At 50.7% G+C, this 25021-nt stretch carries 21 protein-coding genes and 2 CRISPR repeat arrays; all 21 genes read right to left on the reverse strand.

What is annotated here, in order from left to right; all coding sequences use genetic code 11:
• Positions 1-756 precede the first annotated feature (756 nt).
• Positions 757-1983, reverse strand: a complete 1227-nt coding sequence (locus DQX05_RS04805) for a purple acid phosphatase family protein (protein ID WP_119791317.1) — start codon at positions 1981-1983, stop codon at positions 757-759.
• Positions 1984-2101: 118 nt separating this feature from the next.
• Positions 2102-3034, reverse strand: coding sequence for an ADP-ribosylglycohydrolase family protein (locus DQX05_RS04810; protein WP_119791319.1), 933 nt, complete (start codon positions 3032-3034; stop codon positions 2102-2104).
• A gap of 85 nt (positions 3035-3119) precedes the next feature.
• A CRISPR array of direct repeats spans positions 3120-4075; the repeat unit is 32 nt; unit sequence ATTTCAATCCACGCATCCGCGTAGGATGCGAC.
• A gap of 188 nt (positions 4076-4263) precedes the next feature.
• The gene (gene cas2 / locus DQX05_RS04815) at positions 4264-4554 is read right to left on the reverse strand and encodes a CRISPR-associated endonuclease Cas2 (RefSeq protein WP_119791356.1); all 291 of its coding nucleotides are present in this window, start codon (positions 4552-4554) and stop codon (positions 4264-4266) included.
• Between the two features lie 9 nt (positions 4555-4563).
• Positions 4564-5595 carry a type I-C CRISPR-associated endonuclease Cas1c gene (cas1c, locus tag DQX05_RS04820; protein ID WP_119791358.1) on the reverse strand — a complete coding sequence of 344 codons (1032 nt, stop codon included), beginning with the start codon at positions 5593-5595 and terminating at the stop codon, positions 4564-4566.
• Entirely contained in the window at positions 5579-6250 is a 672-nt protein-coding gene (cas4, locus tag DQX05_RS04825) for a CRISPR-associated protein Cas4 (protein ID WP_119791359.1), read from the reverse strand. Before cas4 ends, cas1c begins: the two co-directional genes overlap by 17 nt.
• Positions 6240-7103: a type I-C CRISPR-associated protein Cas7/Csd2 gene (gene cas7c / locus DQX05_RS04830; protein ID WP_119791361.1), complete on the reverse strand. Its 864-nt coding sequence runs from the start codon at positions 7101-7103 to the stop codon at positions 6240-6242. Before cas7c ends, cas4 begins: the two co-directional genes overlap by 11 nt.
• Positions 7100-9055, reverse strand: a complete 1956-nt coding sequence (gene cas8c / locus DQX05_RS04835; RefSeq protein WP_119791362.1) for a type I-C CRISPR-associated protein Cas8c/Csd1 — start codon at positions 9053-9055, stop codon at positions 7100-7102. The genes cas7c and cas8c overlap by 4 nt, the downstream gene beginning before the upstream one ends.
• Positions 9052-9771, reverse strand: coding sequence for a type I-C CRISPR-associated protein Cas5c (gene cas5c / locus DQX05_RS04840; protein WP_119791457.1), 720 nt, complete (start codon positions 9769-9771; stop codon positions 9052-9054). Before cas5c ends, cas8c begins: the two co-directional genes overlap by 4 nt.
• Positions 9772-10023: 252 nt before the next feature.
• Positions 10024-12501 (reverse strand): CRISPR-associated helicase Cas3', encoded by a 2478-nt coding sequence (gene cas3 / locus DQX05_RS04845; protein WP_119791364.1) that lies wholly within the window; start codon positions 12499-12501, stop codon positions 10024-10026.
• Positions 12502-12592: 91 nt separating this feature from the next.
• Entirely contained in the window at positions 12593-13549 is a 957-nt protein-coding gene (locus DQX05_RS04850) for a helix-turn-helix transcriptional regulator (RefSeq protein WP_119791366.1), read from the reverse strand.
• Positions 13550-13649: 100 nt separating this feature from the next.
• A complete protein-coding gene (locus DQX05_RS04855) occupies positions 13650-15128 on the reverse strand; it encodes a PH domain-containing protein (protein WP_119791367.1) in 1479 nt (492 codons plus the stop codon).
• Positions 15112-15621 (reverse strand): PH domain-containing protein, encoded by a 510-nt coding sequence (locus DQX05_RS04860; protein WP_182914619.1) that lies wholly within the window; start codon positions 15619-15621, stop codon positions 15112-15114. The genes DQX05_RS04855 and DQX05_RS04860 overlap by 17 nt, the downstream gene beginning before the upstream one ends.
• Before the next feature lie 232 nt (positions 15622-15853).
• A CRISPR array of direct repeats spans positions 15854-16687; the repeat unit is 32 nt; unit sequence ATTTCAATCCACGCATCCGCGTAGGATGCGAC.
• A gap of 333 nt (positions 16688-17020) precedes the next feature.
• Positions 17021-17158 carry a hypothetical protein gene (locus tag DQX05_RS30535; protein ID WP_182914620.1) on the reverse strand — a complete coding sequence of 46 codons (138 nt, stop codon included), beginning with the start codon at positions 17156-17158 and terminating at the stop codon, positions 17021-17023.
• 32 nt (positions 17159-17190) lie between these two features.
• A complete protein-coding gene (gene pxpA / locus DQX05_RS04865) occupies positions 17191-17949 on the reverse strand; it encodes a 5-oxoprolinase subunit PxpA (RefSeq protein ID WP_119791371.1) in 759 nt (252 codons plus the stop codon).
• Between the two features lie 11 nt (positions 17950-17960).
• Positions 17961-18938, reverse strand: coding sequence for a 5-oxoprolinase subunit C family protein (locus DQX05_RS04870; RefSeq protein ID WP_119791372.1), 978 nt, complete (start codon positions 18936-18938; stop codon positions 17961-17963).
• Complete coding sequence (gene pxpB, locus DQX05_RS04875) at positions 18935-19642, reverse strand: 5-oxoprolinase subunit PxpB (RefSeq protein WP_259391775.1); 708 nt, start codon at positions 19640-19642, stop codon at positions 18935-18937. The genes DQX05_RS04870 and pxpB overlap by 4 nt, the downstream gene beginning before the upstream one ends.
• Before the next feature lie 152 nt (positions 19643-19794).
• On the reverse strand, positions 19795-21822 hold the full coding sequence (gene tkt, locus DQX05_RS04880) for a transketolase (protein WP_259391776.1): 2028 nt from the start codon (positions 21820-21822) through the stop codon (positions 19795-19797).
• Between the two features lie 56 nt (positions 21823-21878).
• Entirely contained in the window at positions 21879-22802 is a 924-nt protein-coding gene (gene glpX, locus DQX05_RS04885; protein WP_119791459.1) for a class II fructose-bisphosphatase, read from the reverse strand.
• Between the two features lie 13 nt (positions 22803-22815).
• Positions 22816-23526, reverse strand: coding sequence for a dihydroxyacetone kinase subunit DhaL (dhaL, locus tag DQX05_RS04890; RefSeq protein WP_119791378.1), 711 nt, complete (start codon positions 23524-23526; stop codon positions 22816-22818).
• 12 nt (positions 23527-23538) lie between these two features.
• Positions 23539-24543, reverse strand: coding sequence for a dihydroxyacetone kinase subunit DhaK (locus DQX05_RS04895; RefSeq protein WP_119791379.1), 1005 nt, complete (start codon positions 24541-24543; stop codon positions 23539-23541).
• A complete protein-coding gene (rpiB, locus tag DQX05_RS04900; RefSeq protein WP_119791381.1) occupies positions 24540-25004 on the reverse strand; it encodes a ribose 5-phosphate isomerase B in 465 nt (154 codons plus the stop codon). Before rpiB ends, DQX05_RS04895 begins: the two co-directional genes overlap by 4 nt.
• Positions 25005-25021 lie beyond the last annotated feature (17 nt).

Raw genomic sequence — 25021 nt, forward strand, 5'->3', positions numbered from 1 at the left:
CCAAAATGAGCCAAACAGCACAGATTTCAATCCACGCATCCGTATAGGATGCGACCATGGATCCGGCAAAGCAAGAGGCTGTTATAGCCATTTCAATCCACGCATCCGTATAGGATGCGACGACGGATTCGACGTCATTCAGGGTCAGAGATTTATTTCAATCCACGCATCCGTATAGGATGCGACGGACGTTCACAATTGGCGCAAGCAAGCGGAGGAGCTATTTCAATCCACGCATCCGTATAGGATGCGACAGCGAAAAATGATTGTAACAATCACAATTCGTTCTTGATATGATTCAATTAATCAAAATAACTATAGAATCATCTAAAAGTAAGTTATTTTTCATTTCAGCAACAAACCACAAAATGGATTTTACCTATAATATAGAAAAAATCTGGTGCGAATCCCCCGGGGATTTCATGTGCACTATACATTCGCACTTGATAATCAGTGACTCTTCCATATCGTGCAACTCGTACACACCAATTATGCTCAGTCTTGTTTTTAAAGTTGTTATCCACTAATAAAGGGCTGTTGCCTATGTGTATATTTTTATAGTGCTGAGCAAGTTACTAATGCCAAACCTGTCCACGCTCACAGTTCGCATCGTATTTTTGCCTCTACCGTTGTTCCCAGCAAATATCTAAAATCCTGAAACATTGACGGATACGATTTCGCCATTAATAAGATCTAGAAGAAGCATAAAGCTCGTCCCTAAGACTTCTACCGCAAACGAGTCAATCATTCCGGCCTCTACTCACGAGTTAGCACGAATTCATCCTGTAGAATACCGTCCACATCATAGGCTTGATAGCTGAGGGTGTGCTCACTGACAGTGATCCCCGCAAACATCTGCTTGTTGTTTTGAAAATGGACGGCATGATAAAACTTGTTTTTTTTCAAAGCATTAAATTTGGGGCCTGCTGCGTTAGTGACAACATATACCGTGCCCTCTCCTTCAGGGGCGATCTGTCCGTTGCGAACTGGATGCGATCTCGAATATTCATGATTATGGCCTTGCAGCACCAAATCGACGCCGAATTGATCGAATACCTTTACCCAATCCTGTACCTTCTTATTGGTGTTGCCTCCGTAAGCCGGACGATGCATTGCCGCGATAACCCAAGGCTTGTCATTGTTCGCCAAATCCTCCCGCAGCCAGTCGGTCTGCCGCTTAATGTTCGACTCCGTATTTAACACTACGATGTGAGCATAGCCGTAATCGAACGAATAACTCGTGCCCTGAATCGATCCGTCCGCCCCATTATCCGGCACGTTAAAATGAGAAGTGAAGCGCTCTGCGTTGCCTTCAATTTCATCATGATTGCCTGTTACCGGCATCAACGGAACACTGACCAGCCACTTAGCAACTTGTCCAAAAAAAGACTCCCATCCTTTTTCATTGTCCGGTTCTTCCGTCAAGTCACCGTTATGAACAATAAACCGGGCATCAGGAAAAGTCGCGAATGCCTGATTCAGCGTGCGTCCCCACAAAGTAAAATCCGCTTCGGTTACGCCTTGCGAGTCGGTTACGTTAATGAACGAAAATGTATCTGGCTCCGCCTCTTCCGTCACAAATACAGCTGGCTCACTCCATCCCCCGTTTTCTCCGTTGCCTACGCGATACACGTAAGTCGTACCCGGCTTAAGGCCAATCGCCTCCGCTTTATGTATGCTCTCCGGCTTCCCCTTCTCGGAAATGATACTCGCTGAGTCTGCAGTAAAGGTCAGTACATTTTCTCCGTCCCAAGTGTCAGCTTCCATTCCCTCCTTCACTTGCACTTTCCCTTGCAAGCCAGTGCTTGCGGTATGCCAAGTAAATGCCCGGGAAGTACGCGGATCCCCTTTTATCGTCGTCCCCAACGATACAGGTTTGGCCCTAGTGCCGCTCTGAAGATTATCCCAACCGATTCCCGCCATTCCAGCAACTAAAAATATGCCTACCACAACAAGCCACACTATACTTCGACGACCTCTCATGCAGGTTATTCCCCCTGTCAAATTCCTATAAGCCGGGCTGCGTTAATGTATTGTTTTTCAATCAAGAGGCAGGAATCGCTAAGGGTATAGAACACAGCGATTGCAGCATACACCGCTATTAGCAATTGCCAGCAATCCTATTATTATATAAATCGACAGATAAACTCATTATCATTTCTCTCATCGCCAGCTTATGTAACCATTGCTGCGGAATGCCCTGGTAACCATAATAAGCTCCTGCCAACTGACCATAAACCGCTCCGGTCGTATCGGCATCATCGCCGAGATTAACCGCCAACAATGCGCCTTCTTCAAAAGATGACGACTTGGCGAAGGCCCACAAAGCGGCTTCAAGCGATTTTACGACATATCCCGAGCCCTTAATATCAGGCGGCTCACTAAAGCGATAAGAGCCCTTGCGAACAGCCTCGATTCGCGGCATTAAGGGCTCTGTTCCCAACCATTCATCAAATGCCGCGGAGTCCAGCAACCGTTCCTTTGGCCATCCTTTCAGTGCAGCCATTATAAAAGCTGCGAACAACTTGCAAGCATCCACGCATACCGCAGCGGCATGGGTCGTCCTGGAGCTTGCCGCAGCATAGATCATTGCCGGCCTCGGCTGCTCTGCATAATACATAGGGATTGGCGCCAGTCTCATAATAGAGCCGTTGCCAGCAGCGTTCGGATTATCGGACCCGCAGTAGCCTTCGCCCGTTCTTTCGTGCCGGAGGATGGCTTCACGTGTCGCATTGCCTATATCAAAGCATTCTCCCGTGCTGCTCATATACCCTTCTCTCATCCATTTTTTGTATCGCTCCATCTGATCAACGGGATCAAATCCCTTCATAGCGAGCAGACTATCTGCCAAACAGAGCGCCATCGAAGTGTCGTCCGTCCACTGACCGGGCTGCAGATCAAATACGCCGCCTCCGACCATATCCGTTACCGGAGGAAAAGTTCCCGGAGAACGGAATTCCACCGTAGTCCCTAATGCGTCCCCTACGGCCAGCCCGACTAGGCATCCTTTATACTTGTCTAGCATCGCTTCCATTTTACTATCCTCCTCTTTTAACTTTAATTTCATATCCGCATAGGATGCGACTTGAAAATGTCATTTTCATACCTATGGGTATTATATTTCAATCCACGCATCCGCGTAGGATGCGACATCTCTCTGACTTCGTACAATTCATGGAGCAATATTTCAATCCACGCATCCGCGTAGGATGCGACCCAATGCTCTTAATCGATCCTCGTCCAGTTTTCTGATTTCAATCCACGCATCCGCGTAGGATGCGACGTGAGATCCGAGACCGACATGGACTCACGGATCGAATTTCAATCCACGCATCCGCGTAGGATGCGACTTTCGAAAGATGAAGCTTTAGCGATAGCGTTACAATTTCAATCCACGCATCCGCGTAGGATGCGACGATGAGATGAAACACTGGAATATGGGGATCTACATTTCAATCCACGCATCCGCGTAGGATGCGACTTATGTAAGCAATCCATCCATATCCTGAAAGTAAATTTCAATCCACGCATCCGCGTAGGATGCGACAGCTCCAAAAAACGGCCACGGCGCAATATCAGGATTTCAATCCACGCATCCGCGTAGGATGCGACATAGTACGTTGACGGACTCGGTTGGCGTTACGAAATTTCAATCCACGCATCCGCGTAGGATGCGACATATGTTGTTCTCTATGAGTGGCATTTCCACCCGATTTCAATCCACGCATCCGCGTAGGATGCGACTAAATCTGGAGGCGGAAAGTCTTCTATGTTGCTTATTTCAATCCACGCATCCGCGTAGGATGCGACCCCTACACGATCAGGGATCTGCATTACGAAGTCGAATTTCAATCCACGCATCCGCGTAGGATGCGACTGCGCAGCAGCCGAGTAGCATCATTTGTTTAGACATTTCAATCCACGCATCCGCGTAGGATGCGACGTGATTTGAGTGGTGCCGGCTCCTGGAGCTGAATATTTCAATCCACGCATCCGCGTAGGATGCGACGCTACAGGGCCGACGTTGGCGATGATCGGAGAAGATTTCAATCCACGCATCCGCGTAGGATGCGACAGCGAAAAATGATTGTGAAAATCACATTTCGTTCTTAATATGATGGAATTAATCAAAAGAGCTATAGAATCAAGCTAAAAATAGGTCTTTTTCATTTTTGCAACAAACCATATAATGGATTTTGCCTATAATATAGAAAAAACATGGTGCGAATCCCCCAGGGATTTCATGTGCACTCTACATTCGCACTAGATAATTAGTGGCCCTTCCATATCAATTGATTCTTTCACGCCGATATGGTCAACCTTGTTTTTATAGTTGTTCCCCAATTGATAAAAGCGCAGGCTGTCTTCCTTTTGTTCTATAATATCCGCCAATTGAATCTTCAGGCTGGCGAATTGAGCAGCGTCTACATTACATTCAAAGACGGAGTTTTGAACTCTCTGGCCGTAGTTCTGGCACAGTTTTGAGACTCTGCGCAGCCTTCGTTGGCCCGCACTGGTCGTCGTCTTTACATCATATGTGATTAACACTAGCAATCGAAACACCTACTTCCATAGAAATGGAGGGTATTCATCCAGATCATTGCGCAAATAACGCGCCAGCAACAATGCTTGGGCATGTGGCACTAAGCCCCAGCTTATTTTCTCACCTAAATACGGGTGCATGATTTTCTCTTGTTTTTTATTTTGCCATGCCGTTAAAAATTTCTTTCTGGCCTCATCTGTCATAAGAACAGCGCCATTTTCCTTTGTATAAAAATCATCTTTGTTCACGATTTTCTTATTGATCATAGTTAGAACAAATTTATCTGCATAGATTCCCCGCAATTCTTCCATAACATCCAACGCCAGTGAAGCCCGCCCTGGACGATCCCGATGCAGGAACCCAACATATGCATCCAGACCAACCGCTTCCACGGCAGCTGCCATATCATTCGCTAATAACGTATATGCAAGGGACAGCATTGCATTCACATTATCCAGCGGTGGTCTGCGCGAACGGGAACGAAAATAAAAATCGTCTGTCTGCTGCAGAATCATTTGACCCATCGCCTTATTGTAACTGACCGCAGCCTGTCCTTCCAAGCCTCTTAACCGCTCCAGATCCTCACACTCTCTCACTTCCAGCATAAAGGATGACAACTGCCCGGAAATCTCCTTGAACTGAGCGACATCTATCCTTAGCGGGTAGTCTCTCGTCATTCGTTCAATCATCCATTTATGATTGAAAATTTTGGCCACTATAAAGTTGCGTGCAATTTGGGCTGACGAAGTCTCATTCTCGGAGACAAGATATTGTTTTTTTCGCAGAACAACGTTCCCTTTGCTCTGTCCAATGACACGCGCCAAAAACCGCCCACTCATCGTCATAAAGGTGATCGCTATATTCCGATCCGCACAATACCCCATCAACGCAGGACTTGCTCCTGTATAACCAAAAGCGACGATAGCTTCCAGATTGTGCAACGGAAGACGGCCCAGCTTCTCTTCTCCCTTCAGCAGCACAATATTGTCCCCGTCCAATGCCATATAAACGTCCGGCTGGTTTACATATAACGTGTTAAGAAGACGCTTCATCTCTGATCTTCCCCTCAATATAACTTTTTACCGTCCGTTTATTCATCAGAGCTGGGAGACAGATGGATTGCAGCGAGCAGTTTTTGCAATATGGCCCGCCTTTTACTTTGGGTGTATGGTTGCGCTTGTAATAATCATGCATCTCCGCTGCGACAACTCTGACCCTCTGCTTCACATCATCCGTAAGCGGAACTTCAATTCGATGCTTCAACTCTTGATAAAAAATATATCCGGTCTGTACATCGCACAACAGCATCTCTTCCAGACAGAGCGCTTGCGCAGCCAGTTGCAATACATCTGATTCATCCGTCTTCGGCTTGCCGCGCTTGTACTCAACAGGATAAGCGATATATTTGCCTTCAGCCCCACGAATCTCTACTCCGCGGCTGTCTTGTACGAATTCCACCACATCACAGATGCCTGTTAGCTTCAATTCATGCGACTTGACAGACATAGCGCGAACGACAAGCTTGTCGCCGCGCTTTTCCCTCGTGAACGGTTGATCTGCATTGCGATGGAGATGTTGCCCTTCGATCGTCTTCACATTTTCTTCCCATTGCTGTTCGATATGAATCAACGCCCATTGCCGCTTGCAGAATTGAAAATGCTGGATGCCAGACAGCAATAAGTAGTTGTCCTCATCATTATAGGCCATCGATGATCTCAACCTTCAGCCCTTCCAGCTCGTTCAGCGTAATGTCATAGTCTTCTTCAAAGGATTTTGGTTCTTCCTTGTTTTTGCTGACATGCAATGAGCGGTGCACTTTCGCGGATGAATATTGACCCAACTTGGAGCTATGCTCCCACCAATATACCTTGTGCACTTCCATACTTCCTTCCGGTCTGGCGGAAGAAGCGTCATTTTCGAACAGCGTAACGAGCGCATGCTTGATTTTCTCCGCATCCTCCACGGTGAAGCCCGTCTTTTCCGCCAACTGCGTATTGATGCTGCCATAAAATTCGTACACGCCGAAGTCTACGCGGTGCTTCATCCCCATCGTATCCGAGCCTCTCTCTTTGCCCGGCTCCGAGTTGACACTCTTTGTAATTTGCATACTCGTAATATCAATCGGATCGACGCTCGTTGCCGTATGAATCGACACCGGACCGCGCACACCAACAGATACCCCTTTATCTCCACTGCCCTTGAAGGCAAATACCTGGCCGAAGCTGCGGACATCGATCCACTGCTCGCAAGCAATCTTCGCGAACTCTTCGCCGGAACTGTCTTTTTGTTTTAATATTTTCGCCAGTGCTTCATTTGCTTCTGCGCGCTCGCGCAAGCTTTTGAGCTGATCATCGCTTCTATCATTAGATTGGACAAAAATAGACTCACCGCTATCTTGCAGTCGGTTTCTAATTTTCCGCTTTAGAGCCACATCCGATACTTCGCCGTGCCCGTCATAGTTTTGACGGGGCCGGTTGCCGTTTAACGGATCACCGTTCGGATTCGCTTTCGTGACTGAGAATACGACCGCAAAATCAATTTTATGATCGAGAATTGTCATTGTTCGTTCGCTCCTTCGTTGGATTGATTAGTTTCGGTTGAATCATGATTTTTGTCCTTTTTTTGATAAAGTTCGTGCCTTTGACTATAAAAGCCGAGCAAGTACTTATCAGATAATGGCTTGTTGTTCATATCCTCAAAATTGAACTTCGAGGCTATCTCATCAATTAAACTCGATAAATAATATCCCTTAGAACCTAACCGCATTTGATAGGGTTGCAAAGCGGCTTGTATCGTTTTCCAAGTTCTCGCAGGGTGCTGCGCAAAGGAATTCATGTAACGGATGGCATTGCTGACTCTTGCATGCCCCGTTCCAGATTTGCCTGAACGTTTCGCCTCTTCGTCCAAAACCCTCCGTTCGAATACGTCAGCCACCGCCAACAATCTTCCAAACAAATAGCTTCGGTCCGTATTCTCCTTGTCCAGCGCCACCTGGAACCCCTCCTTCTCATAAGCTTTATTGACTAACGCGCAAGCAATGCTCAGTGTCTTCTCCCATTCCCACTTCTCCATCGCCACCGGATTGGACGCCCGGCGAACAACGCTATTCACAATATCCGCCGGAATTTTGACGCCGTCGACCATGCACGGCAGCATGCGTTCCATCAGCCCTTTTATGAGCTTGTCGCTGGCTGATGTTCCGTAAGCGGCATAAGCAATATCTTTCGTCGCCGGTGTACCGAAAAATTGAACATAGTCGCCTTGCTCATCTTTACGGTAACGGTGCAGCCATACGCAACTGGAATGCCATTCCACCAGCTTCTCAAAATAATGCTTCTTGTCCAGATTGCGATAATAGAGCACAGCCATACGCCCGGTCGTCGCAGAATCAAGAATCAACAGGTTCACAGCGGGATTCGTAATCGACAGCTTCTGTCCTGCTCCATACCCAGCCAGGTAACCCCCAATGTCCCGCGCCAGCCCTTCGTTCGTGAAAGACTCCCTTTTATGCGCCGCGCTTTGTTCCGGAAATAGGGCAAAGGTATCCTCTCCGGGAGCCGGCACGTCTACCGCATCGTTCGACCACACGAGAAATACGCGCCCATCAATGATTTTCCCTTGGCGGTTAATCAGCCATTTCAGCGCATTATGGGCTTTTTGCGATACCTCATAGCTAATGCCCGCCGCTTCCTGACTGCTGCTGAACCGGCCTCGGAACGTAAAGCCGCTTGTATCGCTGGCCGAGATCAATTTCGCTTTGTCTGCCGGATTTCGTATTTTGTTCGCATGCTTGTCCGTACCTGGCACCAATTGCCCCGTCACATAACATAGCTTGTTGTTGCCCAGCTTACTGTTATAGTAGCGAATGAACGAATCATACACCTTCGGATCTTTCCACACTTCCTTGAGCGGCCGCACCGGGGAGTAGACCGCAAACCGAATGAATGCGCTTTCTTGTTCGCCATTGAGCACGCCAAACAACGGCGGTTTCTCGTCACCGTATTTTTTATCCCATTTCCCAAGCAGACACCCGATCCCATCGAGGGACAACAGGTTCTCTTTTTCGACCAGATCGCGAACGAGCCTTTTTTTATTCAGGTACTTAAAAATACTGGCCACATGAGGATGGCAAAATGGCGATAAAGCCCATTCTTCCAGCTTTTCGATATAGGCTTTGAACTGATCCGCTTTCTTGGCTTGTCCGCCATAGTCAATGTAGTCTCCAGCCACATAGCTTAGCTTATCATGCAGCGGATAAGGAAATACGGCAGTCCCCGAACGGCTGGAGGAGTCCTCTGTGCACGGGATCAAAGTACTGGCATCGCTCTTGTCAACGACGATGGCTGAATGGAATTCCCCGTCTTCCGTGACACGAACTTCAATATGCGCCGTCTGTGTCGTATGAGAAATCGGAAGCAGCGTAAACTCCTGCCCGTTATGCTTCTTCTCGACAACCCCGACCCGATCCAGGTTCGATTCATACGTCTCATATAATTGCTGCATCCAACTCATCGGCTTCCCTCCGCTTCCAGGCGGGCCTCCAGTTCCTCAACCGCCTCGATCTCCCCGGCCGCGAACGTCTTCGGTTGCATCTCAGCCACGGGACGAACCATCTTACACTCTTCCGGTTTGATAAATTCAATGACACCATTTTTCATGACCGGATTCCATAGCCGCGTCTCCATCTGCTGCCTTCCTGTCTCGTCGGGATAGTTAATGCCGTGCACCATCGTTCCGAGATGAAGTTCGCCATAATTGTCATAGAAGCCCTCTCCTGAGCCAAACTCGCATGGTTCTACGTAACCTTGACATTCTCTTGCTCCCAAGAAAATATCCCGGCGTCCTCCGGCCCGCAACGCGCGCTTCAAAATATTGTGGTGCTTATTTTCGTTGCGATCATACTCTAAGTCCGCCCGGTTCGGGTTGAATACGAAATGAGCCCGGCATTGGTAGCGAACATCCTTCAAATAGGAATAGTACGCAAGCGTATTTCCTCCCCCATAATCAATCGGTCGGACTCCTTTGGACTCCATCCGAATCGGGTTCATGACGCGAACGGCATCCACAATGAAGAGGATAGTAGGTTTCCAGTAGATTGACTCGACGATCCCCTTTAATGCTTGATAACTTGGGACGGGATATGACATCTTCTCCCCGCCCAGTTTCGTTAACGGATCTGTAAACAACGCGTAAGTCCCGAACACTTCGAACTCAATGCTGTTGCGTATCAATGCGCTGCCCCCTTTCCATAATTTTCTTACACCTTTTATACTATACTCTCTTCTAAACAGGGTCAATGATAATCTAATAAAATATTATATGAACTTTTTGTTTCACACCTGAACAGAAAACCAAAAAATGTCCGCATTCTCAAATACCTTAATTGTGCTATAATAGTTTAAGTTGTCGCTGGAATAGCGCGGATTGAAAAATATAGTATTTTATTAGGAGCCTATCTGTAAAAGATAGGCTTCACTCTTCTAGAAACAACCCAAAAATCCCATGGCGCTGTCGCTGTTCAGTTCAACTCCAAAATGCTCGCTGTAGGCTCCCTCTTTTAATACGAGCACCTTTCCGTCCAGACAGTTCTCCACTCCGCCACTGCGATCCAACTGGCGGAGATCGTGTTCATACAGGTTGACCGTGAACTGCTGCGCCCTCTTCAGCAGACGCGTCATATCATCGATCGTGCCGCTTCCGTTCAGGTCGGCAATCACTTCTGCGCCTCCTCCATAGGGAACAATGACAGCGCGGGTATGATCGTCAATAACATGAAAATATTTCGCGGCGGTGCCATAGCTATTGGCGAGAACTAGCGGCAACCATGTGTCCTTCGCCTTCTCCTCTTCCTTCTTCTTGTGATAGGCCTGGAAATAGCTGTCCGTTTCATACCGTCCGGCATATAGCAAGTCCGTCATATTTTTGTGTAGCTTAGGTACAAAATTATTCAAATCCGCTTCCATCCTTATATAGAACCTCTGAAAATAAAATTCCATCGCCTGCTGCGACAATAAATGGCCCCCATGCGCCGCGGCATCCCGCTTCATATCGACAAGCATCGTGCGTGTCAGTTCCTTGCCGATTTGAATCTCCTTCAAATGCTTCAGATTCTCTTCCGCGTGGTCGATAATGTAGACGTTCCGGATCTCATCCTTCCTATGCCGATTGCACCGTCCCGCCGCTTGCGCGATCGAATCCAATCCGGCCAGGGAGCGTATAACGCACTCGAAGCTGACATCTACTCCGGCTTCAATCAACTGTGTGCTGACGCAAATCACTTTTTCCTCTGCTTCGAGATGCGCCCTTACTTTTTTTAAAATGGCAGACCGGTGAGCGGCACACATCGACGTACTCAAATGGTACAAAAAGATTTCCTCGTCCTCGCCGAACTGGTGTTGTTCCCACATCACCTGCAACCGCTCATACAACGACTTCACGACCGACTTCGTATTCAAGATGCCCAGAATATTGCCTGCTTCCTGAATGGTGTCTTGGACAAAGCATGCCAATTCTTCCGTACTCGTGGCCCGCTCGGTAGCTTTATCGATCAAATCAACACGCTTGAACGCATCAATTACCTCATCGAGATTACTTATCATCTCAGCGTCCTCTGCCAATTCCAGCTTCTGCTCCACGAACTGGAGCGCCGGTTGCGTCGCCGTACACAGCACAATACTGGAGCCTCCGTACTCCTTCAAAAAGTTCAGCGCCTGGTTGAACAGCGAGATGCAATGCGTAGGGACCTTCTGCACTTCGTCAAATATAATGACGGCATCACACAAGTTATGGAGCCTGCGTATGTTCCGGCTCCCGTGAGCGAAAAACACGTTTAGAAATTGCACCATCGTCGTAAAAATAATCGGCGCATCCCAATTGTCCTTAGCCAGATTCGCCTTTTGCCGCGCAGTCAGCGCCAGCCCGTCCTGATCCTCGTCGTCTTCCTCCACCTCCACTTCTACGACGTTGGAATGATGCTCCAGAATATTCACTTCATCTTGCAATATTTCTCGTACCGTAGCTGCATTCTGCTCAATAATCGTCGTAAAAGGGACGACATAAATAATCCGTTTTTTGTCAAAGTTTAACGCGTGCTTCAAGGCATATCTCAAGCTGGCCAGCGTCTTGCCGCCCCCGGTTGGAATCGACAACGTATAAATAGAAGACGGCTTCGCGGCAAAACGTTCGCATAGCTCGGACATTTCGCTTCGCAACAGGGCAATCGGCGTATGGGCGTCCTTCTTTTTCTTAAAAGAATGAATCTGCGCCATCAGTCTTTCATAATAACTTGAAAACAATTCTTTAGTATTCCGTTCCGGCTCGTCAGGCTCGCCCATTTCAAACCATCTCGTATTCGTTCGATCAGCATCAATTAATGCGCTAAATACGAACTTCGTCAGGAGCATAAGCTTCAGTTCCATAGTTGTGGCAGGTACTCTAGCTAGATACTGCTCTATCTCCACAGCTGCCTGCTCCACATATTGCTTGAAGTCCTGCTCGTTCATGACATGTGTAAAAAAGGCTGCGACGCTCTGATCAAACTCTTCCAACTTTTTGCAAGCAACCCGTCTCAAGTAAGGAGATTCCAAATCCGGATCCAGAAAATCATGCAAATAGGAGTGATGCGAAATAATCGCATTGCCTACAACCTCAGCCAAAATCGCTTTATAGGGCGCTTTCGCATCATGACAACGATCATACAGCAACCGTCCTCCGGCCGTAGAATGATCAACATCCCCCCGACGCAGCCGATTCTCGACTCCGCTCACAGCCTCCAATATGTATGTCTTGAACTTCTCCGTATATTTCCCCATATCATGAAGCATGCCCGCCAGCCCGGTGACATGAGGAATATTCAATTTCTTACCGTACTCTTCCGCCAACGTCTTCACTTCGAGCAAATGCCGTTCCACGGTTTGCACCTTCTTATCACTCACCCGAATATGAGCAATTGATTGCATTTCAGCACTCCTTTCTACACCTCTCGTATTTACTGTACCGCCCACAGGTAACAACTGAATGTCAGGGAACTTATATATTCCAGATGATGCATTAGTTATAAATCTCCATCCAACGCTGTAACCGCTCGATGAACTGCTTTCTTATTGATAGCGGTTCCAGAATTTCGGCAGACGGGCCATACTGGGCGAGCCAATTCAGGAAGCCTTGCTCATGGTTGACTGTCGCCTCGAACAATAAGCTTCCATCGGGCAAGTCCGTCATTTTGGGGCGCACGAACATTTCCTCTTCCTTGATATATCTGACCACATCGGGCTGAAATTTGACCTTGAACGTAATTAGCGAATCGCCCCGATGTACCGACCAAGTATGCTTCATATAGTGGTGGATGTCGAAGTCGCCTTTGTCGAAGTTTTTAGTCGTCATTTCGACGCCATGAAACCGGCTCATGCGGAACATCAAAATGTCCTGCTTCCGATGACAATACCCGATTAAGTAGAAGCGTTGCTCGCGAGGGACAAGACAGTACGGATCGATCTCGCGCTCTGTCACTGTATTGCGACTTTGGGTATGGTATACTGCACGAAGTGTCTTCTCGGCTATAATCGCTTCCATAATAGGGAGTAGGTAATTGGGACTATCATCATCTGCCTTGTAAGCAGGCGTTCCCATCTGAATTAGATTCGTGAAGTTCTCTATTGCTTCCCTGCGTTTTTGCTTCTCCTTGACATGCGTCGCCATGACTTTGTCGTAAACCGAATCGATCAAGGGCGAAAGCTTGCTTTTGTCCAACATGGAAGGGAGGATAGAGAAGACCATCTCCTCTTCTTCTGTAAAATTAAGCGGATACATCGCAAAATTGCCTATAAAGCGATATCCTGTTCCGTATCCATCATTCGTTATAGGCACGACAAGATCTAGTATTCTCAAATCCCGATATACGGTTCGCTCGGAAGTTTCACATTTGTCGGCCAGTTCCTGCGCCGATATGCCAGGATTCGCCTGTATGGCTATGACCATTTTCATGAGCCGAATCATTTTATCTGACATCGTTGTACTCTCCTCCAGATGCTCTCATAATATCCTATAAATATTGGATATTCGACATCATCTATAGGTCTACCTGCCTTCTTCTGCAAAAAAAATCGGACTAAACAACCTTTTCCTCATTAACAATCCATAGGTATTTGGAAGTTCCTCTATTTTTATACCAATATAAGAGCTGCTGTACATCCTCTTGGGATGCGCCCGTAAAGACGTATTCCTTCGCTTTGGATGGGGAATCTATCACGAGTTCAATCTGGAAAATGCCAAATATGCGTTGGATCCGAGTTTGACGAGAAGTTATCGATTGGATCGATTGGCGCTGTACATAGACTGTAGTTCGCGTAAGACCCGGCTTCGCGATCACACATTGATTCCCATGAACTTCCCATAGCGTTCCCGAATATTTTCGGCTTTCTCGCCAATATATTGCTGCCGCGAACGGAATCGTCAACCATGCCCACAGCGACAAAATTGCGGAGACTACTATGACAAGGCTTACAACTATGACCGGAAGCCACACAAAATACATCGCCTTTCCGGCTGGTAAATGACGCTGCGGGGTCACGATTGTAAATTCGGGCAACAGCATCTCCAATGCAGCATGCATCTCTGAACAGTGGATCGCGGGCAGCAGCAGTTTCACCTTCTTCTCCCCTGCATACCCTACGCTGTCCATCCAGATGGACACATAACCAAAAAAACGACTGAACACCTGCTCCTTGACCCGGATCGACTGAATCTTCGTAGTGCGGAGAGAGATTGATTTCCTCTCATACCATCCGTACTGGATATGAATATAGTCACTGTCTCGGATAACGGACCATTTGTGATAGCGAACTTGCATCATGGCCAAAGACAACAACCAAGACGCGAATACGCACAAGGCAATAATGCCAAGAAGCGCAAGCAGAACGGGGATAAGCTCCGTCGTCAATATTTCTTTCCATATTTCATCTTGAAAAAAACGGATCAGGCTTACTCCTTCTTCCGTGCTTGGTTCAACCCACTCCCATACATACGTTACGATAGTGAGACATAGAGGAACCCCTAGCCAGAACGAATTGGAACTAATTGCCCTCATCAAAATATCCTTGGGTTGAAGGACCCAATTCGGCTTCGCTTGGTTCGAGACACCCGACATCGGTCGATTCATTTTGGCAAGGAGCATGTCTGCGTTGCGTCGAGTCAATACGAACCTAGCATCAGCCTCTTCGTTCGAATCTGAAGTGTGCAATTCGGCAGTAGCCGAACCTACTAGTCGATCGGTCCAAGTCTGTTCTATCGATATATTCGTTATTCGCTCCAGCGGAATTGTTCGCTGGGTGGTGATAAGTACACCTCTTTGAATGACGATTTCAGATTCCCCAATCTGATAAGTGTCTTTCCACCAAGAAATAACAGACCACAGCAAGATAGATAGAGCAATAACGACAGCCACCCCATATACCCAATAAGGCTGTTGACCTGTGCCAGCCTTGATCTCCCTGAATAACAAGAGAGTATAGGGGATGATCATGTAGCGGATCGTTCGATACAAATGTACGGCAATCTTGATCGGATGTTGCCTATGAATTGTATGCATCAGTCTCACCTATCTTGGCCAGTTCAATAACCTGGCGCCTCAGTTTATTCGCATCATCTTCCAATAAACCGACAATGCCAGTCCCATCACCTGCCGTAACGATAACGACTTCAGATATGCCTAGCTTTTTCTGAATGACGTCCTGTTCAATATCTACATGCTGAACACGGCTAAGTGGAATAATCGATGAATTAACGGACCATATGTTGCCCCACCGAATCACAATTTCATCCTTTGTCAGAACGTAACTTCTTCGGGCATAGCTGAAGCGAACTCCATATATGATATAGAATAAGTCCTTGCTCCAATGAAGCAAAAGATAAGCTGCAGAAACATATATAATCCACTTCCATTGGGGCAACCACATCAAACAAACGATGATAGGAATGCTTGTCAGCGCAGTCCGCTTCAATGCAGAGAAAAGACGATAAATTCGCCAATATGGCACCACATTGGGATGCAATTGTTGCTGCTCGCTAACTGTCGTATTCATAGCTGCGTACATCCTCACCTTCCTACGTATTGATACTCTAAACTCTATTATGGTTGAAGAAAGTGACAACAATCTGTCAGGGAACGTATGTTCTATAAAAAAAGACAAGCATCCCACCCCCACGTCATCTTTTGATACGGGGGTAGATGCTTTTTGGGTTTCATACTGTTTTCTACGCGTCCGCGCAAGCTGCGACGCTCAATGTGTGCTTGAGCTGCTTGGAGAGGTCCACATTTCAATCCACGCATCCACGTAGGATGCGACTCGGACATTTCCGCACCTCCTCAGTTTTATTCTACCAATTTCAATCCACGCATCCGCGTAGGATGCGACGGTTCTACGTATGGAACCGCGTAGACGATCGCCCCATATTTCAATCCACGCATCCGCGTAGGATGCGACATGATACTGCGGTTACGGTACATCGATGGATGATTTCAATCCACGCATCCGCGTAGGATGCGACCCTGACGCAATTCATTGATTTCACCTTAAAAAACGGAATTTCAATCCACGCATCCGCGTAGGATGCGACGACATACGGGGAGTTGATCGCACTTGTGCATTCGATTTCAATCCACGCATCCGCGTAGGATGCGACCCTTGCGGACAGAATCAAGGGTAATGCTAAATTAGATTTCAATCCACGCATCCGCGTAGGATGCGACAAGCGCTGTACGCCGATATTTGCGCACGTAAAATGATTTCAATCCACGCATCCGCGTAGGATGCGACTGAGATGTGACGAAAGGTAGGGCCCCTCGTTCCTATTTCAATCCACGCATCCGCGTAGGATGCGACTAAATCTCCGAAATAAACCGATGTTGTTCATGACATTTCAATCCACGCATCCGCGTAGGATGCGACGTCTGGATGCATGCGTTCGCGCCAGTATAAAAGGGATTTCAATCCACGCATCCGCGTAGGATGCGACGTTGCAGCAGCAGCATTTGTAATTAACAATCCTATTTCAATCCACGCATCCGCGTAGGATGCGACAAGTGGCTGGAGGAAGAGACGGGCGAGGAGATCGAATTTCAATCCACGCATCCGCGTAGGATGCGACAGCGAAAAATGATTGTTCCAATCATTTTTCGTTCTTGTTATGATTAAACAAATCAAATTAGCTATAGAATCAATCTAAAGAAGGTCATTTCTCACCTTTACAACAAACCATAAAATGGACTTTACCTATAATATAGAAATTTTATGGTGCGAATCCCCCGGGAAATTCATGTGCACTATACATTCGCACTAGAACATGGGGGCTTCTCTATCGTTAAATCTATATCTATAAGTTACCACATTTTGCAGTTTCATAATATAGTGCTTGTTGAGTCCGTATATGCAACGCTCCATCACTTCGCGCATCCATTCACATCGTACAGGGTGTCATTGCTCAACGTGTTACCGAACCATTTCCAACCGAAATATCCCGTCCTTTCGTTCCCGCACTCGCTTCCTCATCCTCGAACCATGCCGCCAGGAGCGGCAAAGGACTCCTGTCCCAAGGCTCCACCCGTTCGAACGAGGTCACCGAAACTCCCCCAATCCAACTATGCTTCCTCTCTACTTCACAGGCTGAACCGCAATACCCGCCTCTTCCAACCGCTCCCGAAGGCTGCGGGCAAAGGCCAGCGCATGGGCGCCGTCGCCGTGAATGCAGACCGTATCGGCCTGTATCGCCACGTCATGGCCCTGTACGGAACGGACAACGCCTTCCCGCACCATGCGAACAACCTGCTGCACCGCTTGCTCTGTGTCCGTAATCAACGCATGGGCTTCCCGGCGCGAGGTCAGTGAACCGTCCGCCTGGTACGTCCGGTCGGCAAATACTTCATGCGCGGTTCGAAGCCCCGCGGCCTGCCCCGCTCGGACCAATTCGCTGCCAGACAGGCCGAACAGGATGAGCTCCGGGTCAATGTCATGGACCGCACGAGCGATCGCATCGGCCAACGGCCGGCGGGCAGCGGCCATGTTGTACAGGGCGCCGTGCGGCTTGACATGCCGCATGCTCCCGCCTGCCGCCTTGACGAATCCGGATAAAGCGCCAACCTGATATACGACAATGTCATAGGCTTCCTCCGGAGTGATGTCGAGATTGCGGCGGCCGAAGCCCGCCAGATCAGGCAATCCCGGATGCGCCCCGATGGCGGTCCCGTGCGCAAGCGCCGCGGCCACCGTCTTCCTCATGACCGACGGATCGCCGGCATGGAAGCCACAGGCAATATTCGCCGAGGTGACGAACGGCAAAATCTCCTCATCCGTCCCCATCCGGTAGGCGCCGAAGCTTTCTCCCATATCGCAGTTGATGTCTATCTTGTACATGCCACCCCCTCCTAACGGGCTTGCAGGGCCAGTCCCTGCCTGAATTGAGCGATGCTGTGCTCCCGCATCACATATAACTCCTGTGCTTCCTCCAGAGAAACCTCTTCGAACCGTAGCTGCCCACCCGGCTTCACCTGGGCAATCAGCGGCAAATCGATGCTAATCACATGCGCGATGCGTGGATATCCGCCAGCCGTCTGCCGGTCCGCCAGCAGCACGATCGGGTTGCCTTCCGGCGGCACCTGAATCGTGCCCGCGCCAACGGCTGATGAGATCATGTCCGGCGGTTCTGCCAATGCCAACGGCACGCCTTCCAGCCGGTATCCCATCCTGTCAGATTGAGGCGTGACGCGGAAGCGCTCCGTCCAGAGCTTCCGTCTGCTCCCCTCATCGAAGCGATAATATTCTGGTCCGCGCACCACGCGCAGCACCGGATGGTCCTGATATGCCGGACGAAGCTCATGACTGGCCCCCCACGGAAGCACGACGGCCCCGTCCGAAGCCATGTCCCGCCATAACATCGACGATCCCGTCTCCAGCACATCGCCCGTCTGAAGCGCCCGGCCGCAGAACCCGCCCATGCCGGCCCGCAAATACGTGCTGCGGCTGCCCATCACCTCCGGGACGTGAATCCCCCCTGCGACCGCAAGATAGATCCGGCAGCCGGACACCGCCCTGCCGAAGGTGAGCGTTTTGCCAGCAGGTATATAGATTGGCCGCCATAGTGGAAGGGACACACCGTCCACGGCTGGGGACAAATTTCCGCCCGCCAGGGCAATCACGGCCGCCTTTTCAAATACAAGCTTGGGCCCTAATAGCGTAATCTCCAGAGCCGCCGCCCCTTCCTGATTGCCTGCCAGAAGATTGGCCAGTCTGAGCCCCACCGTATCCATGGCGCCGCTCGCCAGCACGCCGTATTTCTGGAATCCGAAGCGTCCGCTATCCTGTACCGTCGTAAGCAGGCCTGCCGCCTCAACCCGGATGCTCATATCGGCTCCCCCTCCCAGCTCTCGTATTCCTTCTCGGATATCGGGACGAAGCGTATCGTATCCCCCGCCCTTAGCAAGGTCGGAGGAGTCATGTCCGGGCGAAATAGCGGAACCGGCGTCCGGCCGATCAACTGCCAGCCGCCTGGCGTGACAATGGGATAGACCCCCGTCTGAATCCCGGCAATCCCGACCGATCCGGCCGGAATCGCCAGACGCGGGGAAGAGCGCCTCGGCGTGGCAATCCGCTCCGGCATACCGCCGAGATATGGAAATCCAGGTGCAAACCCGATCATATATACCAGGTACTCGGCACTGCTATGAATGCGCACAACCTCATCCCCCGTCAATCGGTTATGCGCGGCGACATCCTCCAGATCGAGACCGAATGTGCCGCCGTAGCATACCGGAATTTCGACGGTGCGCACTTTCTTGTCCAACCGCATCTCTGCCGTCTGCGCTACGGCCCGCTCCAGCTTCGCTTGCACCTCTGCATATCGCAGCACCACTGGATCGTAAAATACCGTCACCGTGGTAAAAGCGGGGACATATTCGATCATTCCAGGGATCGGATGATGATCGAGATATAGCGACAACAATCGGACTTGTTCATGAGATGCCGGTCCGATGACCGTAGCGAATTCCACCACGACCGCGGCATCTCCGAGCGGATAAAAATGCATCCCTGCTCCCTCCTCGACGTGCATTCTCTCATCTCCCATGAATGCCGTGAATATGAATACCCAATCCGTACAGCTCTTAACTATGTCATACCAAAAAAAAGACGAAGGTGCAATTTACGCTAGACCCTCGTCTTTCTATTACGTACTCATTCATCTTCATAAAAATGCCCGTATGGTCATAGATCCGGGACGTTTTTTGGAAGCAGCCTCTCGAATTCGGACACCACATTATCGACGGTAAATCCATATTCCTGAAGCAAACGGCCCGCAGGAGCCGATGCGCCGAATCGATCGATAGCGAGCACGCTCCCCTCCGGACCGGTATAGTAGCTCCAGCCCAACGAACTGCCCATTTCTATGGCCAGCCGCACCGTGACCTTGGCGGGCAGCACCGTTTCTTTGTAATCGTCCGGTTGCTGCTCGAATCGGTCCCAACTCGGCATACTGACGACCACCACATGCAATCCTCGAGCTGCCAACGCCTTCCGGGCATCAAGCGCCAGACTCACCTCGGAGCCGGAAGCCAGTAATAGGCCGTGAGGAGGCTCCCCCGCCGCTTGTGCCACGATGTAAGCTCCACGCCTTACTCCTTCATCGGCAGTCGCTTGATCAACCACCGTAGGCAGCTCCTGCCGTGTAAGCACGAGGACAGAGGGACGATCCTTGCTGCTCAGCGCCAGCTTCCAAGCGGCGGCCGTCTCATTGCCATCTGCAGGACGGTAGACGGACAGATTCGGCATGGCGCGCAAGGAAGCCAGGTGCTCGATCGGTTCGTGAGTCGGCCCGTCTTCGCCGACCGCGATACTGTCGTGGGTGAACACATACACGACAGGCAGCTTCATAAGCGCGGACAAGCGAATCGCCGGGCGCAAGTAATCGGAGAAGACGAAGAACGTAGCTCCGAACACCTTGACGCCGCCATGTAAGGCCATTCCATTCAACGCGGCGCCCATGGCAAATTCGCGCACGCCGAACCAGATGTTGCGGCCGCTGTAGTCAGCCGGGCTGAAGTCCGCTTCGCCTTGCAGCAATGTCTTGTTCGACGAAGCCAGGTCGGCTGATCCGCCCAGCAGCTGAGGAACGCGGCTGGCCAGTGCTTGCAGCGTCTCGCTTCCGGAAGCGCGTGTCGCCAGCTTGTCTTCCCCTGCGCGATACACGGGAACCATGGAATCCCACCCCGGCGGCAGGCCACCATCCATCGCCAATTGCAGCTGTGCCGCGAGGGCCGGATACGCATTCGCATATTGGGCGAACAGCTCGCTCCATTGCCGTTCCGCGCGTTCTCCCTTCATTTGCAGTTCAAGGAAATGGGCCTTCACCTCTTCTGGAATATAAAACTCGGCATCTGAAGGCCAGTCATACTGCTGCTTGACCAACCTGACCTCATCCGGGCCTAAGGGGGCGCCATGCGCATCCGACTTGCCTCCCTTATTCGGCGATCCGTAGCCAATAACCGTCTTCACCTCGATTAATGTTGGCTGCTCCGCGTTGGCCCTGGCTTCGGCCAGGGCCTGGGCAATCGCTTCGAGATCGTTCCCGCCATCGACCCGAATCACCTGCCAGCCGCAGGCACGGAAGCGGCCCGCCACATCCTCGGTGAACGACTTCGAGAGTTCGCCGTCCAGCGATATATCGTTGGAGTCATACATGACGATCAGGCGGCCCAGCTTCAGGTGTCCAGCCAGCGAAGCCGCTTCCGCCGCCACGCCCTCCATCAGATCGCCATCTCCGCAGATGCTGTACGTATCGTGATCAATGACCGGAAATCCGTCCCGGTTGTACACAGCCGCCAGATGCCGCTCAGCCATGGCCATGCCCACTGCCATCGCAATGCCTTGGCCCAGAGGTCCCGTTGTCGCCTCCACTCCAGGGGTATATCCATATTCGGGGTGCCCGGGCGTCCTGCTTCCCCATTGGCGGAACTGTCTTAATTCCTCCAGGGATAAGTCATAGCCGAATAAATGCAAAATACTGTATAAGAGCATCGAACCATGTCCGGCAGATAGAATGAAGCGATCCCGGTTCCACCATCCCGGATTCGCAGGGCTGACGCTCATGAACCGGCTCCACAGCGCATAAGCCATTGGGGCCGCTCCCATCGGCATGCCGGGATGTCCCGATCCCGCCTTCTCGATGGCATCAAGCGATAATGTTCGAATCGTGTTCACGCACCGCTCGTCAATGTCTATTCCTCTCTGTCGCACACGCTCCTCCTCCTTACCGGTCTGTGATCTCTGTGAATCGCGAGGCCGCATCCAGCTTAATGATAGGATTCAATGAACTGGAACTTCGCATGGCTGCCCCCGTAGGCGATAAAAGAATGGGTTAGCGCGGTTCCATTCCTCTGTCGCACTCCTTGCAAAAGCATGCCATCCGTGATGCCTGTGGCAACGAACAGACAGTCGTCCGATTGTACCATATCGTCGAGAGTCAGGATTGTGCCGGGCTGAGGCAGCCCCATCTGAATACATCGCTCATACTCTCCGTCATGTTGCGGAAGGAGTTGAGCCTGAATATCACCTCCGAGGCATCTCAGCGCCACGGCGGCAAGCACACCTTCCGGCGCTCCTCCCGTTCCCGCCAGCATATCCACATTGCATTCTTCAATCGCTGTCGCAATAGCTCCGGTCACGTCGCCATCGGAAAATAATCGGACTCTGGCTCCCGTATCCAACACATCGCGGATCAATTCATCATGTCTGGGGCGGTCTTGAATCATGACCGTAATGTCGGACACCTTTTTGCCAAGTGCATCGGCCACGGAGAGCACATTCTCCGACATAGGCCAGTCCAAATGAATGCGGCCTGCCGCCTGCGGTCCCACCGCCAATTTCTTCATGTACATATCGGGAGCATGCAGCAGACTGCCTCCGGATGAAACGGCGATGACGGCAATAGCATTGTCCTGTCCCGTCGCCATCAAGCTCGTGCCCTCGACAGGATCTACGGCAATATCGACTCGCGGCCCTTGTCCGGTGCCAAGCTGCTCCCCAATATAGAGCATCGGCGCCTCATCCATCTCCCCTTCGCCGATCACGATCCGTCCGCGCATGCCGATCCGGTTCATGTTCTCCCTCATCGCTGTCGTGCCCGCTTCGTCTGCCTCCTGCTTGCATCCCTTGCCTATCCAGAGAGAGGCGGCGATGGCTGCCTGTTGTGTAACCGCCAGAAAATCCATATACATTTGGCCCACCACATCATTGCGTTCCGCATTCCTTATCAATGGTACACACTCCCTCACGTATGGGAATAGCCGCTTGCGATCCGACCTGGGCATTTATCACGTCCAGGAACGCGCGAAGAATCAGAAAAGCGGATGTTGCTCCCGGATCTTGAATACCTAGAGAACGCTCCCCAAGCCGGCTCGACCTTCCTTTTCTCGACAGTATATCCTTGGTCGCCTCCATCCCGCGTCTGCCTGCCGATACCGCGTCGGCGAATGCAGTCCTGAACTCGCCCGTCGTCCGGTAACGGATCTGCAGCACGGTGATCGCTGGCTCTAGCGTATCGATCATCGTCTTGTCGCCGATCTCCGCTTTCCCTCGCTCCTTGATTCCTTCCATGAAAGCGACCCAAAAACGCACCAGATCCTCGTCGCGCAGCACCGCTACGTTCTGGATGGCCTTGGCGCCCCGCAGAAACCCCATAGCATAGAGCGGTCCCACGGAAGAACCTACCGCAGAGAGGAACACGCGTCCCGCAACGGTACAAATCTTGGCGCAATCCTGTTCGTCCTTCAATGCACCGCGCAATTGTTCGCCGATGGCCTGCCAACCGATCGACATGGTTACCCCATGATCGCCGTCGCCGAGCTTCCGATCTAACTCGGATAAGTAATCTTTATTCTCTTCCATTACAGCGATAACATGGGTCAAATACATCTTCAGATCATCCGCCGTCATGTTCATGACCGAGCCTCCTCACTTCTGCACATACATGGGGCAGTCGGCAGGGTAATCGATCAACTCTTCCAGTTCATCATCCAGATGCAACACCGTAACCGAACACCCTCCCATCTCCAGAGATGTGCTGTACTCGCCTACGTAAGAACGATGAATGATAATTCCTCTGTCCGACATCAATTGCTCGACTCTCCGGAACACGATATACAACTCCATTCGCGTCGTTGAACCGAGTCCATTCACAAGAACGACAGTCCGGGAGCCTGGCTCGAGCGGCATATCCGCCAAAATATCATGAACGAGACGTTCAGCTACCCGATCGGCCGTCTGCAGAGGCCCTTTCTCGATTCCCGGTTCCCCGTGATGACCAAGGCCGATCTCCATCTCATCCGCTTCCAGCTCGAAGCTGGGCTGTCCCGTCTGGGGCAAGGAACACGGAGTCAGACCCACTCCCATGCTCCGAGTCCGCGCATTCGCCTTATTCGACACGATGACGACTTCGCTCAATGAATATCCTTTGGCCGCCGCAGCCCCTGCCACCTTCGTCACCAAAAACTCCCCCGCAATGCCGCGACGATTCTCGCTGTCTTCCGTCGGGGCGGAGGCTACGTCATCCGTTACGATCACCACCCCTACAGGAATACCGTACTCAAGGGCGGCCAATTCCGCCGCCATGCCGAAGTTCATCACATCGCCCGCATAGTTCCCGTAAATAAACACGACCCCTTCACCCTTATCAATCGCCTTGGCCGCCTCCAGAATCGGATTGGGCGGCGGAGAAGCAAAAATATTGCCTACCGCCACGCCATCCGCCATCCCGCCCCCGACATAGCCCATGAATGCAGGCTCATGGCCGGCTCCCCCGCCAATGAGTATGCCAACCTTGCCTTCCACGGTGTCCTTCGCCGTGACGAGCGAACGACTATGTTCCGGAAGCCGTCGGACATATTGCGGATGAGCCGCTGCGAAGCCTGCTATCATTTCCTCCACGACATCATTCGGAGCATTAATCAATTTCTTCAATGGTATGCAGCCCCTTTCAAGAAATCCTGCTCTTTATCATTAATCTGCTGAACCTTTCTCGCCGAATTGCCGCCGGTAAACTCCGCTTGCAGATATACTTTGACGATCTGCTTGGCCAGCTCAACGCCGATAACCTTCGCGCCCATCGTCATGATCTGCGCATCATTACTCTTCTGTGCCCGTTCCGCTGAATAAGTGTCATGACACAAGGCAGCGCGAATACCCGGGACTTTCCCTGCGGCGATAGCCACGCCGATACCTGTCCCGCATATCAAGATTCCTCTCGCGATCTTGTTGGAGAGGATATCGCCGGCAACCCGGAAGGCAACGTCCGGGTAATCCACCTCCGTGCAGGAACTGCAGCCGTAATCATGCACTTCGTAACCGAGCGCTTGCACATACGCCTTGATCTCTTCTTTCATCGCATACGCATTATGGTCAGAACCTAATCCGATTTTCATGGCCATGTTCCTTTCTG

Source organism: Paenibacillus thiaminolyticus (genome assembly GCF_003591545.1).
Classification (GTDB): Bacteria; Bacillota; Bacilli; order Paenibacillales; family Paenibacillaceae; genus Paenibacillus_B; species Paenibacillus_B thiaminolyticus_A.